The organism is Microbacterium sp. LWH11-1.2 (assembly GCF_038397745.1).
Lineage (GTDB): Bacteria > Actinomycetota > Actinomycetes > Actinomycetales > Microbacteriaceae > Microbacterium.
The window spans coordinates 188,773-201,514 of record NZ_CP151636.1 but is presented as its reverse complement, the minus strand read 5'-3'; the positions used below and the strand labels follow the sequence as shown (position 1 = coordinate 201,514).

The 12,742-nt window shown below is 66.1% G+C and carries 13 protein-coding genes; 11 read left to right on the top strand and 2 right to left on the bottom strand.

Annotated features, from left to right (window positions below; all coding sequences use genetic code 11):
* Positions 1-19: 19 nt before the first annotated feature.
* Complete coding sequence (locus MRBLWH11_RS00965) at positions 20-913, bottom strand: amidohydrolase family protein (RefSeq protein ID WP_341946379.1); 894 nt, start codon at positions 911-913, stop codon at positions 20-22.
* Positions 913-1,845 (bottom strand): SDR family NAD(P)-dependent oxidoreductase, encoded by a 933-nt coding sequence (locus tag MRBLWH11_RS00960; RefSeq protein ID WP_341946378.1) that lies wholly within the window; start codon positions 1,843-1,845, stop codon positions 913-915. Before MRBLWH11_RS00960 ends, MRBLWH11_RS00965 begins: the two co-directional genes overlap by 1 nt.
* Before the next feature lie 121 nt (positions 1,846-1,966).
* Here MRBLWH11_RS00960 and MRBLWH11_RS00955 point away from each other — a divergent pair, with 121 nt between their 5' ends.
* The 11 genes from MRBLWH11_RS00955 (at position 1,967) to MRBLWH11_RS00905 (ending at position 12,742) form a co-directional block, all read left to right on the top strand.
* Positions 1,967-2,413, top strand: a complete 447-nt coding sequence (locus tag MRBLWH11_RS00955; RefSeq protein WP_341946377.1) for a MarR family winged helix-turn-helix transcriptional regulator — start codon at positions 1,967-1,969, stop codon at positions 2,411-2,413.
* 152 nt (positions 2,414-2,565) lie between these two features.
* A complete protein-coding gene (locus MRBLWH11_RS00950; protein WP_341946376.1) occupies positions 2,566-4,179 on the top strand; it encodes an ABC transporter substrate-binding protein in 1,614 nt (537 codons plus the stop codon).
* 38 nt (positions 4,180-4,217) lie between these two features.
* Positions 4,218-5,903, top strand: a complete 1,686-nt coding sequence (locus tag MRBLWH11_RS00945) for an amidohydrolase family protein (RefSeq protein ID WP_341946375.1) — start codon at positions 4,218-4,220, stop codon at positions 5,901-5,903.
* 65 nt (positions 5,904-5,968) lie between these two features.
* The gene (locus tag MRBLWH11_RS00940; RefSeq protein ID WP_341940303.1) at positions 5,969-6,433 is read left to right on the top strand and encodes a DUF3237 domain-containing protein; all 465 of its coding nucleotides are present in this window, start codon (positions 5,969-5,971) and stop codon (positions 6,431-6,433) included.
* A 32-nt stretch (positions 6,434-6,465) separates the two neighbouring features.
* Positions 6,466-7,059 (top strand): TetR family transcriptional regulator C-terminal domain-containing protein, encoded by a 594-nt coding sequence (locus tag MRBLWH11_RS00935; RefSeq protein ID WP_341946374.1) that lies wholly within the window; start codon positions 6,466-6,468, stop codon positions 7,057-7,059.
* A 93-nt stretch (positions 7,060-7,152) separates the two neighbouring features.
* Positions 7,153-7,635 carry a hypothetical protein gene (locus MRBLWH11_RS00930; RefSeq protein ID WP_341946373.1) on the top strand — a complete coding sequence of 161 codons (483 nt, stop codon included), beginning with the start codon at positions 7,153-7,155 and terminating at the stop codon, positions 7,633-7,635.
* A complete protein-coding gene (locus tag MRBLWH11_RS00925) occupies positions 7,635-9,062 on the top strand; it encodes an amidase (RefSeq protein ID WP_341947869.1) in 1,428 nt (475 codons plus the stop codon). Before MRBLWH11_RS00930 ends, MRBLWH11_RS00925 begins: the two co-directional genes overlap by 1 nt.
* 74 nt (positions 9,063-9,136) lie before the next feature.
* On the top strand, positions 9,137-10,078 hold the full coding sequence (locus MRBLWH11_RS00920; RefSeq protein ID WP_341946372.1) for an ABC transporter permease: 942 nt from the start codon (positions 9,137-9,139) through the stop codon (positions 10,076-10,078).
* Positions 10,075-10,938 carry an ABC transporter permease gene (locus MRBLWH11_RS00915; RefSeq protein WP_341946371.1) on the top strand — a complete coding sequence of 288 codons (864 nt, stop codon included), beginning with the start codon at positions 10,075-10,077 and terminating at the stop codon, positions 10,936-10,938. Before MRBLWH11_RS00920 ends, MRBLWH11_RS00915 begins: the two co-directional genes overlap by 4 nt.
* Entirely contained in the window at positions 10,935-11,945 is a 1,011-nt protein-coding gene (locus MRBLWH11_RS00910; protein ID WP_341946370.1) for an ABC transporter ATP-binding protein, read from the top strand. Before MRBLWH11_RS00915 ends, MRBLWH11_RS00910 begins: the two co-directional genes overlap by 4 nt.
* Complete coding sequence (locus MRBLWH11_RS00905; RefSeq protein WP_341946369.1) at positions 11,942-12,742, top strand: ATP-binding cassette domain-containing protein; 801 nt, start codon at positions 11,942-11,944, stop codon at positions 12,740-12,742. The genes MRBLWH11_RS00910 and MRBLWH11_RS00905 overlap by 4 nt, the downstream gene beginning before the upstream one ends.

The window sequence follows — 12,742 nt, the reverse complement described above, 5'->3', positions numbered from 1 at the left end:
GATGTTCCTTTCGATGGGGTCAGTGTGCGAGGCCGAGCAGGCGTGCGGCGTTGTCCTTGAGGATCCCCGGCATCACCTCTGGTCTGAGCGAGGTCTTGTCGACGTCGCGCATCCAGCGTTCGGGGGTGAGGAGGGGGAAGTCGGAGCCGAAGAGCACGCGGTACCGGAGAAGCGTGTTCGCGTGCCTGACGAGGTTCTCCGGGAAGTACTTCGGGCTCCAGCCCGACAGGTCGATCCAGGTGTTGTGCTTGTGGGTCGCCACCGACAGCGCCTCGTCCTGCCAGGGCACCGACGGGTGCGCCATGACGATCTGCAGGTCGGGGAAGTCCGCGGCAACCGGGTCGAGCAGGATCGGGTTCGACAGCCCGAGACGAAGGCCACGCCCACCGGGGAGTCCTGCGCCGATGCCTGTCTGCCCGGTGTGGAACAGGGCGACCACTCCCGCGTCCTGCAGGACGCCGTAGAGCGCGTAGTTCGTCGTATTGCTGGGATCGAACCCCTGGACAGTGGGGTGGAACTTGAATCCGCGAACGCCGTGCTCGTCGATGAGACGCCGTGCGCGGTCGACGGCCTCGATGCCGAGGCGCGGGTCCACCGAGCCGAACGGGATCAGCACGTCGTTGTTGCGCGCTGCACCCTCGGCGATCTCCTCGCTCGCGAGGCCCCTGTGGCCCAATTGCGTCGTCGCGTCGACGGTGAAGACGACTGCGGCCATGCGGTGATCGCGATAGTAGGACGCCACCGAGTCGAGATCGGGGCGCGGCCCCTCTGTCGAGAAGTAGGCGGAGGCGGCGTCGGCGAGGTCGGGTGGCAGCGAGGTGTGCCCGTGTTCATCGACCTCGATGTGCACATGCATGTCGACGGCGGTGATCGAGGCGAGGTCGATGGCCGACTCGTAGCGGGCCACGGTCATCAGGCCTGAGGAGCAGGACGCTGGAGTTCGGCGGGAAGAGGCGGGAACTTCTCGCCGACGTCCTGCAGCCGCTCGCCGATCAGTGTAGGGAAGAGCTCTTCGAGCGCGGCGGTCGTCCAGCCTCCGTCACGGTACTCCGTGACCACGGGCTCGGGATGGGACCACAACTGGATGCGGTCGCCGCCGATGCCGATCGCCTGTCCTGTCACGCCGGCCGCGTCGTCCGAGGCCAGGTAGGCGATGAGTCCGCTGACGTCGGCAGCGGTGCCGAAGCCGAGGTCGTGCCGGAAGAAGTCGGGCATCGGTCGGCCTGCGGCATCCGCCTCGACGGCGGCGGCGAAGTACGGCACCGTCGCGGTCATCGCCGTGGCGGCGACGGGAATGATCGCGTTCGCAGTGATCCCCGCCCGCCGGAGCTCGAGCGCCCAGGTGCGCACCATCCCGACGATCCCCGCCTTCGCCGCCGCATAGTTCGTCTGCCCGAAGTTGCCGCGCTGGCCGGTAGGCGATCCGATGCAGATGATGCGGCCGGCGATCTCGTTCTCACGCATATAGGAGGCAGCGGCGCGGACGGTGGTGAATGTTCCACGCAGGTGAACGTCGATCACGGTGTCGAAGTCGTCGTCACTCATCTTCCACAGCACGGTGTCGCGTAGGACTCCGGCATTCGTCACGAGGATGTCGAGTCGTCCGAAGTGGGAGACGGCGGCATCGACCAGAGCCTGTGCGGTGTCCGCAGACCCGACCGGCGCCGCGACGGCGGTGGCGTTTCCGCCCGTTGAGCGGATGCTCTCGACCGCTGAGTCGGCGATGGCGGCGTCGATGTCGTTGATCACGACGGAGGCTCCCTGGCGTGCGAGTTCCTGCGCGTAGGCGAGGCCCAGCCCGCGGCCGGAGCCTGTGACGATGGCGGCTTTTCCGTTGAGAGACATGATGTCCTTTCGAATCACGATGATCGAACCACACAATGATTGAGAAAGTCAATCATTGTGTTCGCTCATCATTTGTTATCGTTGCGTCGTGACCTCCCCGATTCCGACTGATGATGTGAGCGTGGCTGTGGACCGGCTGTGCGAGAGTGGTCTCGCCGACGAGCTCAGTTTCCTGCTCGCCCGGACGAATGCGCTGTCGCTCGCTGCGGGGAACGTGGCGCTCGCGGCGCACGGGCTGCGAGTGAGGTCCTATTCGGTGCTCGCGCTCGCCGTCTCCGGCGAGCGTCCGTCGCAGCGCGAGCTCGCTGACTTCCTCCGGCTCGACCCCAGTCAGGTCGTGGCGCTCATCGACGAGCTGCAGGCCGATGGCCTTGTCGAGCGGCAGCCCGACCCTCGAGATCGTCGGGCGAACGTCGTCGTCGCGACGGATGCCGGAGTGCGCCTGCACCGTGTCGCCCACCACGCGGCGCGCGCTGCGGAGAAGCGGTTGTACTCGGTGCTCGACGAGGAGACGCAGGATCGCCTCGCTGCGATCCTGCGGGAGATCGCCTTCTCTTCGCGCGGCTGAGGCGCGTGTTCGCGGAGCCCGGAGCGGTCGTTCTGCAACGGGAAGCCTCTTGCTTTTTTAATAGCAAGTGTTCTATAAAAGTCTGAACAGCCGCCCATCCGGAGGACTCCATGGCCGAACGCACGTCCCTTCGATACCGCAGGGTTTTGACGATGGCGACCATCGCCGCGGGTCTCCTGTCCATCACCGCATGCTCGACCCCGACGGGATCCGACGAGATCGAGGTCGAACTGACCGATCGCGCACCATCGGTTACAGAGTCGGTGTCGGAGATCACGTGGAACCTGCCGGATGGCGAGCCGGCGACGCTTGATCCCAGGGACTCCGCGACGTACTCGAGCGCGACGGTGGTCGCGAACCTCTGCGACCCGCTCCTGGCAATCGACGAGGACTACACCCTGCATGCGAACCTCGTCAGCTTCGAGGCGCCGGACCCGCTGACGCTCGTCTACACCATCGAAGCGAAGGCGACGTTCTGGGACGGTCGGCCCGTCACCGCAGACGACATCGTCTACAGTCTGGACCGAGCGGCGGACCCGGCTGCGATCACCGCGTTCCTGTTCGCGAACGTCGCCGACGTCGAGAAGACGGACGATGCCACGGTGACGGTTCGGTTCGCCCAGCCGGATGCGATGTTCAATGCGCAGATGGCGACGTTCGCCGGTGCCGTCGTGGAACGCTCCTTCGCCGAGACAGCCGGTGCGTCGTTCGGAACTGCGGCAGGAGGGATCATGTGCAGCGGGCCGTACACGCTCGACCAGTGGCGCCCGGGAAGCGACATCACCATCGAGCGCAACCCCGACTACTGGAACAAGGAGCTCCCTCTGCTCGTCGAGCGCGCGAAGTTCACCTTCATCACGGACAGCACGGCCGCATCCCAAGCGCTGTCGACCGGCGAGATCGACGGCGCATACCGCATCGATCCCTCCGCAGTGCCGACTCTCGGAGCAGCCTCGAACGGGCAGCTCTTCTTCGGTCCGTCGATGGAGAGCCTGCAGCTGTATGTGGCCAGGGCGGACGGGCCGCTGGCCGACGTCGCCCTCCGGGATGCCCTGCAGAAGGCCATCGACAGAGAAGCGCTCGCGACGACCGTCTACTCCGGAGCGGCGGCCCCTCTCTACGCCACGGTGACCCCGCGCACGTGGCCGACCGCGCAGCACGAGCTGTACGAGGACGCCTATGACAAGTGGGCGGCTGCGCGGACGTTCGATCCCGAGGCCGCGAAGAAGCTCGTCGAAGGCTCAGGCTATGGCGGCGAGACGCTGGTGCTGGGCGTGCCCGCGGGGCAGGCCACCCTCTCGCGGGTGGCGCAGCTGGTGCAGCAGCAGGCAGAGGCGGTCGGTGTGCAGATCGAGATCAAGGATCTCCAGCCCCTCGACTATGCGACCGCCTCCTACGACTCGGTGACCAGGGAGCGCTTCGGCTTGGACCTGCTGCTCGGCGAGTCTTTCAACGCGACGGCGGAGCCGCTGGAGCCCCTCGGGTTCACCCTGACTGAAGGCGCCCCTTACAACTACACGCAGATCGCCGATCCCGAGCTCGCCACTCTCCTCGAGCGGGCGCGAGCGGCCGTCGATCCGGAGGACCGTGCGCGCCTCGTGATCGAGGCGCAGGAGATCGGGGAGGCCACGTCGGCCGCGATCCCGCTGTTGAGCCTGCACACCACGACGTTTCTGAACAGCCGCCTCGGCGGCGCGATCACGTCGTTCGCGTACATGTCGATGCCCTCCGTCGCCTACCTCGGCGGCACCGGTGGTGGCGAATGAACCGGGGAGTCCTGCCCCGCGAAAGGGTGATGTCCGGGATGATCCTGACGAATGCGGTGATCCACACCTCCGACGACCAGTGTCCCGTGGCGGACACCGTCGTGATCCAAGACGGCCGCTTCGAGTGGGTGGGTCATGCCTCCGATCTCCCCGCGGATCACGATCTCCCGACGGTGGATCTCGATGGGAGGACGGTGATCCCTGGTCTGATCGATGCCCACTCCCACCCCGCCCTGGTGGCGATGAGCGGATGGCATGTGCAGCTGCCGGAGACGCACAGCGTGGACGAGGTCCTCGATGCCATTCGCGACCACGGCGCAGCGCATCCGAAAGAGGAGGCGCCGTACCTGTATTTCGAGTACTTCCCGACTGCTCTCCTCGGCGAAGCCGGCGCGACGAAGGAGCTGCTCGATAGCGCTATCTCCGATCGTCCGGTGCTCGTACAGGACTCCGGCGATCATGCGAGCTGGGTCAACACCCGGATGCTCGAGCTCCTCGGTGTCGACGAGAACACTCCGGACCCTGTGCCAGGACTTGAGCGATTCGCGAGGGATGCCGGTGGACGCCCGACCGGGTACATCTTCGAGAACGCGCACGCGGGGTTCCTTCCGCGAATGTATGAGGCGCTGGGCTGGACTCCGCCGGAGCGGCCGACGCCGGAGATCATCCGGCCGGTCCTGGACTTCCTCGGGAGCACCGGAGTGGTGGCCGTATTCGACGCGCTCATCGAGTCGCCGGAGGTCATCACTGCGATGCGAGAGCTCGACAGCCGTGGAGACCTCCACATGCACTACGAAGGAGCGATTCGGTTCCGCACCCTGGCCGATCTGCCAGAGGCGCTCGAGACGGTGGCTGCGCTCGACGACGACTCCGACTCGAGCAAGGTGCGGGTGCGCACCGTCAAGCTGTTCCTCGACGGCACGAACGAGCTCGGCAGCGGAGCCGTCATCGATCCGCTGCTCAGCGAAGACAATGCGGGCCCGCTGGGGGCGATCCAGATGGAGCTCGACGATCTCGTGGAGTGCCTGCGTCTGTGCAACGGAGCAGCCGTGGACCTTCACATCCACATGGTCGGCGACCGGGCCTTCCGCACGGCATGCGACGCGGTAGAGCGTGCACGGTCTCAGGTGGAGGCAGAGGGCACCGCATGGAACGTCCAGGTTACGTTCGCTCACTGCGAGCTCGTGGATCCGGCCGATCTGGCTCGGCCCGCTGAGCTCGGAGTGATCGTCAACTGGACCAATCATTGGTCCGGCGGATACTTCGGGGAGGAGGCCGCACGCCACCTCGGTCCGCATCGCTGGGAGCGTATGTACGACGTGGCCGCGATCGCCGACGCCGGTGCGCGGGTCACGTTCTCGAGTGATGTGGTGTCGGCCGCTGAACTGCACCGGGCGGCACCCTTCTTCGGCATGCAGATCGCCGTCACCCGGATCGATCCGGAGGTGCCTCTGGATGCTGAACGATTCGTCGAGAGCAGGCGACCTGCCGCCGCAGCATCGCTCTCGCTGTCCAGGCTGCTTCGGGGGTACACGATCGATGCCTCGGTGCAGCTGCGCATCGAGAAGGACTACGGCAGCGTATCGCCGGGAAAGCTCGCAAACCTCGTCGTGCTCAACGTCGACCCGTTCACGACTCCCGGTTACGACCTCGCCGCCGTACATCCGACCGCGGTCGTCTACCGGGGTGCGGTCGTGTCGGGACGTCTGCCGGCGCCCCGATGATTCCGCTCGGGTCTGCGCATGACCGCCGAGGAACACACCTGAAAGACCACGACAAGAGGAACCCCATGCCCGACCTGACCATGCCGACCTTCGAGTTCGCCTTCGACATCCTCGTGGACATCGCCGAGGGGTGGCACATCGGTGTCGGAGAAGACGAGAAGTTGTGGTTCACTCCGATCACGGGGGGGAGTTTCGAAGGGCCACGCCTCTCGGGCGAGGTGCTGTCGGGCGGCGGCGACTGGTCGGTGAAGCGGCAGGACACGACGCGTGTCGAGGCCCGGTATCTCATCAAGACGAGCGATGGCGTCGTGGTGGACGTCACCAATGTGGGCTACTTCCGTGCGACGCTCGAGGTCGAGGAGCTTCTCGAGGCAGGGCAACCCGTCGAGGAAGGCTCGTACTATTTCCGTACGGCCTTCACTTTCCGCACGGATTCGCCCACGTACCGATGGTTGGCGGAGAATCAGTTCATCGGGGTGGCGAGCGATGAAGGCCAGCGGATCCGAATCCGCGTATTCCAGCTGCTCTGACCGGGCGGGGTGTTACAGACGGAGGAGGGATCATGCCGAAGATCGTCGACCATGCGGCGCGCAGGCATGAGATCAGCGTGGCGGCGATGCGCGTGCTCGCCCGCAGCGGCCCCGACGGGCTGACGTTGCGTGCGCTGGCCCGCGAACTCAAGGGCTCCATCACGCTGGTGACGCACTTCTACGCGGACAGGCAGACGCTCCTGGCCGGCATCATCGATGAGCTGTCCACAAACTACGACGATGATGTCGCATCGCTGCCCCTGACCGGCGACCGCGTCGAGGACCTGCGTGCGTACCTGCTGTGGATGGTTCCGCTGACACCTGAGGAGATCGATATCGAGCGCTGCAGAGTCGCGCTCGTCCACTCCGCGGACAACAGTGCGATAGCGAGCTTCTTCGACTCGATGGAGGGCAGGGCCCGCTCGGCATTCCGGGCGAGGCTCAACGGTCTGATTGATGAGGATGCGATGGGGGAGGCGATCGACTTCCTTCGCACGCTCGTCAACGGAGCTGTGCTCTCCGCGGTCGAACACCCGCAGTACTGGACGGAAGAGCGTCAGCGAGCGGTGGTGGAGCGCGGCTTGGCGGCGCTCGGCTTGGTGGGCGTGCAGAGCGCGAACGGCTGACGATTATTATTTTGTGACGAGCTCTATACAAACGGCGAGTTTTTTCGTAGAGTGCTTTCACCCGACCTTGAGTGCGAGTACCCGAGGAGCACCGTGAGCACTATCCCAACCAGCGCAGAGCGCGCCGTGGCCCCTTGGAGCGAGATCGAGAGTCTCGTCGGACGACGGTTCGTCAGCGAATGGCTCGAGATATCAGACGACGCCAGAATCCATTTCGAGAAGGCGTCCTACCTGGATCAGGCCGAGAGCCCTTTCGATCCTGCAGGCTATCCGGAGGGCCTGGTGGAAGGATTCCACCTGCTGGCGCTCCTGGATCACCTCGTCGGCCAGGTGTCGTACGTGGAGGCGGACGCGTGGACGGGGTGGAACTACGGTCTCGATCGAGTCCGGTTCACGTCTCCGGTGACCATCTCCGACCGTGTGCGAGTCGCGGGTGAGATCACGCAGTTGCAGCCTCGAGCCGGCGGCTACCTCGTCACCTACGACTGCGTCATGGAGATCGAGGGATCCGAGCGACCGGCGATGGTCGCGACGTGGAAGGCGCTGTGGAGCGTGGACGAGGAGGACGAGGCGTGATGTCGACGACTCCGCGCTCCGACGAGCTCGCCTGGATGTCCGGTGCAGACGTGGCGTCCCTCATCCGCTCGCGCAGCGTCAAGCCGTCGGAGGCGGTGGCCGCCGCGCTTCAGCAGATCGATGAGCACGAAGCGCAGACGAACGCCTTCGTCACGGTCCTCGCCGAGCAGGCAATGGATCAGGCGGCGCGTGCGGACGAGGAGGTGATGCGAGCAGATCCAGCAGACCTGCCTCCGCTGTTCGGCGTGCCGCTCACCGTCAAGGACCTCTCGGCCACAGCGGGGATCAGAACGACCTTCGGCAGCACGCAGTTCGCCGAGCACGTCCCCGATGCGGATTCTCTCGCAGTGGGCCGTCTTCGAGGCGCTGGGGCTATCCTCATCGGCAAGACGACCACCCCGGAGTTCGGGATGCTCGGAGTCACCGAGAGCGCACTCACCGGAGTCACCAACAACCCTTGGCGGCTGTCGCGCACCGCCGGCGGATCCAGCGGCGGTGCAGCAGTGGCGAGCGCATCCGGCATGGGACAGCTCGCCTGGGGCTCAGACGGCGGCGGGTCGGTGCGCATCCCCGCGTCCTACTGCGGTGTGGTCGGGCTCAAAGCCTCGCTGCGTTGGATCCCGGGTGAGCACCCTTGGGACTCGGCGGTGACCGACGGTCCGCTCACCCGTACCGTCGTCGATCAGGCTCTTCTGTTGGAGGTCACGGCGGGGCATCACCCATTGGCTCCGTTCTCGACGCCGTTGCCCGCCCGCGACTTCGTCAGCGCCGTGCGCGCCCTTCCCGCCGACCTCGCCGGTGTCCGCATCGCCTACGCGCAGAGCCCGTCCGGTGCGGCCCCGAGTGCTGAGGTGGCTGCCGTCGTCCGTCGGGCCATCGACGTGCTGGTGGGCGCAGGAGCCGAGGTCAATCTCATCGACCTGCCTCTGCCGGACCCGGTGGAGTACTTCATCGATTTCTGGGGTCCCGCCTTCCTCGATCCGAACGCCCCGCTGCCGCATCCCGCCATGCGCAGCGTCAGCGAGGCGGCGCAGCGGGTCACATTGGAGAGACACCTTCACACGGCTTCCGAGACTCGAGCCGAGATCACCCGGACCTACAACCGCGTGTTCGAGGAGTTCGATCTGCTCATCACTCCCACGAGCCCGGTGGCGGCGTTCCCGCATCCGGGCGCAGCAGGGGGCAACACCGAGATAGACGGGGTGCCCGTCGCGCACCCGGCGATCGACTTTCATCGGTACACCGAACCCGCATCTCATGCCGGGATCCCCGCGATCACGGTGCCGGCGGGGTTCGATTCCGACGGGATGCCTGTCGGCATGCAGCTGCACATGCCTCAGCATCAGGACGCTCGGCTTCTGCAGATGGCCGCCGTCTGGGAGACGCTGCAACCGTGGGCCCACCTGCGCCCGGAGTTCCGGCTGTGACAGCGGGGATCGATCTGGGGCCATCGACCGTGAGCGTGCGGGCGATCGGAAGGCGCGCCTCTGCGGCGACCAGAGTGCGCCAACGGCTCGTGCGCTGGATCGTGCTCCCCGTGGCGACGATACTCGTGACGTCGTTCCTCGTCTTCTCGGCGTTGTCCCTCACGCCGGGAGACCCGATCGCTCAGATCCTCGGAGGGAAGGCGACCGAAGAGGCCCGCGCGGCCATGCGAGAGCAGCTGGGCCTGGACAGGCCGCTGATCGTGCGCTACGTCGAGTGGATCGGAGGTCTGCTGCGTGGAGACCTCGGCACCTCGTACACCTACCGGGACTCTGTCATCTCCGTGCTCGCGCCTCGCGCAGAGGTCACTCTGCAACTGGTCCTCTACGCCGCCGTCCTGATCGTGCTGCTCGGTATCGCGCTCGGTCTGATCGGCGGGCTCACCGAGCGCATCAGACCTGCGATCGCGGGACTGATCGCCCTGCTGATCTCGATACCGAGCTATGTTGCGGCGACGGCGCTCCTCGGGCTCTTCGCAGTGAACCTGCGGTGGTTTCCGAGCTTCGGCGCGGGCGCGCCCGGCGTGGATCGGTTCTGGCATCTGACCCTCCCGGCGATCGCGCTCTCGGTGTCGTGGATCGCTTACATGGCGCAGATCTCGATGGCGTCCATCGACGATCAGCGGTCGAAGGAGCATGTCCGTACGGCGATCGGCAGGGGACTGCCGCGGCATCTGGTGATCGGGAAGCATGTGCTGCGCAATGCCGGGGTCCCGATCGTCACAGCGACAGGTCTCACTCTCGCCGCACTCGTGGCGGGCAGCGTGATCGTCGAGACCGCCTTCACCCTCGACGGGATCGGATCCTTGCTCGTCCGCAGCGTGGGAACCAAGGATGTCCCTGTGGTCGCGGCGGTGTCCGTGATCGTCGTCGCCGTGTACGTGATCGTCATGGCACTGGTCGATGTGATCCACGTGCTCCTGGATCCGTCGCTCCGGTCCCGAAAGGAGAGAGCATGACACTCGCCGGCATCACCTCAGCTCTGCGCATTCCTCGGTGGGGCCGGAGACGCCTGCCTGCCCTGGATCCGTACACGATCTTCCTCATCGTCCTCTGCGGGGCGCTTATCGTGATGGCCGCGATCGGGCCGTTGGTCGCGCCGTATGCCCCGGATTCCACTGATCTCCTCGCCGCTAACCAAGGCCCGAGTCCGGCGCACCTCCTCGGCACGGATTCGCTCGGACGAGACCTTCTCTCCCGGATCCTCTGGGGCGCGCAGATCAGCTACGCGGCGGCTTTGCTCATCGTCTGCATCAGCGTCATCATCGGCACCCTCCTCGCTCTGCTGTCGTCCTGGTACGGCGGGTTCGTGGACAGTGCGACGTCCTCGGTTCTCAACGTGTTCATCGCCATACCCGGGATGATCGTGGCCATCATCGCGGTCACGGTTCTCGGTGCCGGGTTCTGGGCGCCCGTGCTGGCCATGGCATTCGCGAGTTCGCCTTACGTGGCGCGCGTGATCAGGGGAACTGCGCTGCAGGAGCGTCACCGCCCCTACGTCGAGGCGCTCGCACTCTCTGGAGTGTCGACCGTGCGAATCAATGCGCATATTTTGCGCGGTGTCATGCCGATCGTGCTCGCTCAGGCGACTTTCGGCTTCAGCGTCGCGCTGCTCGAGTTCGGTGCGCTGTCGTTCATCGGACTCGGAGTCCAGCCGCCGACCGCGGAATGGGGGGCCATGGTCATCGCCGGCCGCACCGAGCTCCTCGCCGGGAATCCCCAACAGACGACGGCGGCCGGAGTCATGATCGTCCTCACCGTGATCTCTTTCACCCTCCTGGGGGAACGTCTGCAGAGGATGCTGGGAGCGAGTCGATGACACACACAGAAGACCCTCGTCCCCCGCTTCTTTCGATCCGGGGCCTGCACGTACGCAATCGGATCGGGCGCGAGCTCGTGCCGGTCCTCAGCGGAGTCGACCTCGACGTGCGCCCTGGCGAAGCCGTCGGCGTCGTAGGGGAGTCCGGCTCGGGCAAGTCGATGACGTTGCGCGCGGTGATGGGGCAGTTGCCCAAGGGCTTCAGCAGTAAGGGCAGCATTGAGTTCGACGGTGAGGACGTCCTCTCGATGCGACCTTCGCACCTCGCGAGGTTTCGATCTCGTCGGGTGGGGATGATCTACCAGGATCCTCGAGCGCACATCAACCCACTGTGGACCATCGGCGACTTCCTCACAGAGGCGGTCGTGGCCGATCGCCGTCTGTCCCGCCGCGAAGCGCGGGATCGCGCCGGGCGGCTGCTCGAAGAGGTGGGGTTCCGCGATCCTGTGCGGCAGATGAAGCAGTACCCCGGCCAGCTCTCGGGGGGTCTGCTGCAGCGCGTGATGATCGTCGCCGCCCTGATGCCCGAACCTCAGCTCCTGCTCGCCGACGAGCCGACCACCGCGCTCGACGTCACCGTTCAGGCGGAGGTCATGTCGATCTTCGGAGACGTGATTCGGGCTCACGATGTCGGGCTCCTCTTCGTGACCCATGATCTCGATCTCGCCGCGGCCACGACCGATCGGCTGGTGGTGATGTACGCGGGGCGCATCATCGAGGCGGGGCCGGCTCGCTCAGTGACGAGCACCCCGACGCACCCCTACACCTCTGCGTTGCTGGCCGCGCGCCCTTCTCTGACGAGACGCGAGCTTCCCGCCAGCATCCCGGGAGTCCCGACGCTCGCGTCGTCCGTGCACGATCGCTGCGCTTTCGCGGATCGATGCCGCTTCGTCGAGCCCGAATGCGTCGAGAGCGAACCGCGGCTGCGGCCAGTGGGCGACGACAGTGTGTCCGCATGCGTGAGAACTCACGAGATCCGAAACCGGCTGGAGAGGATCGCACAGTGAGCGCATCTCTTGTATCACTGGAACACGTGACGAAGGTCTTCGCTTCTCCCGGCGGAGATTTCCGAGCCGTCGACGATGTGAGCTTCGATCTGATGCCAGGCGAGTCCGTCGGGATCGTCGGTGAGTCGGGTTCGGGGAAATCGACCACCGCACGAATGATCGCGGGGCTCGAGCGGACCACAGAGGGGCGGATCACCTTCTGGGGCGAGCAGACGAGACCCGCCCGGACAGCGGTCGCTCGCCGCGCCCAGGCCCGACGAGTGCAGATGGTCTTCCAGGACCCGTTCGGATCCTTGGACCCTCGCCAGAAGCTCGGAGCGTGTCTCGCGGAGATCTTCGCCATCCATGGCACGCCGGCCGGTCAATCGACGAACGAGTTCGCCCGCACGCTGCTGAAGCGTGTCGGACTGGAGGCGCACCACGCCGATTCCTATCCCCGGCATTTGTCCGGAGGTCAGCGGCAGCGATTCGCCATCGCGCGGGCTTTGGCGCCGCAGCCGCACCTGCTGATCCTCGACGAAGCGGTGTCGGCGCTCGACGTCAGCGTCCAGGCGCAGGTGCTCAGATTGCTCAGCGACCTCCGCGAGGAGACGCAGCTGGCGTATCTGTTCGTCTCGCACGACCTGGCCGTCGTCCGTCAGATCTGCGATCGCGTTCTGGTGATGCGAGACGGAACCGTTGTCGAGGAAGGTCCCATCGACCAGGTGCTGGACGATCCTCAGGCTGCCTATACCCGCAGGCTCATAGAGGCCGTGCCGGTACCGGGCTGGACACCGCCGCAGCGCAAACGTCGGTGA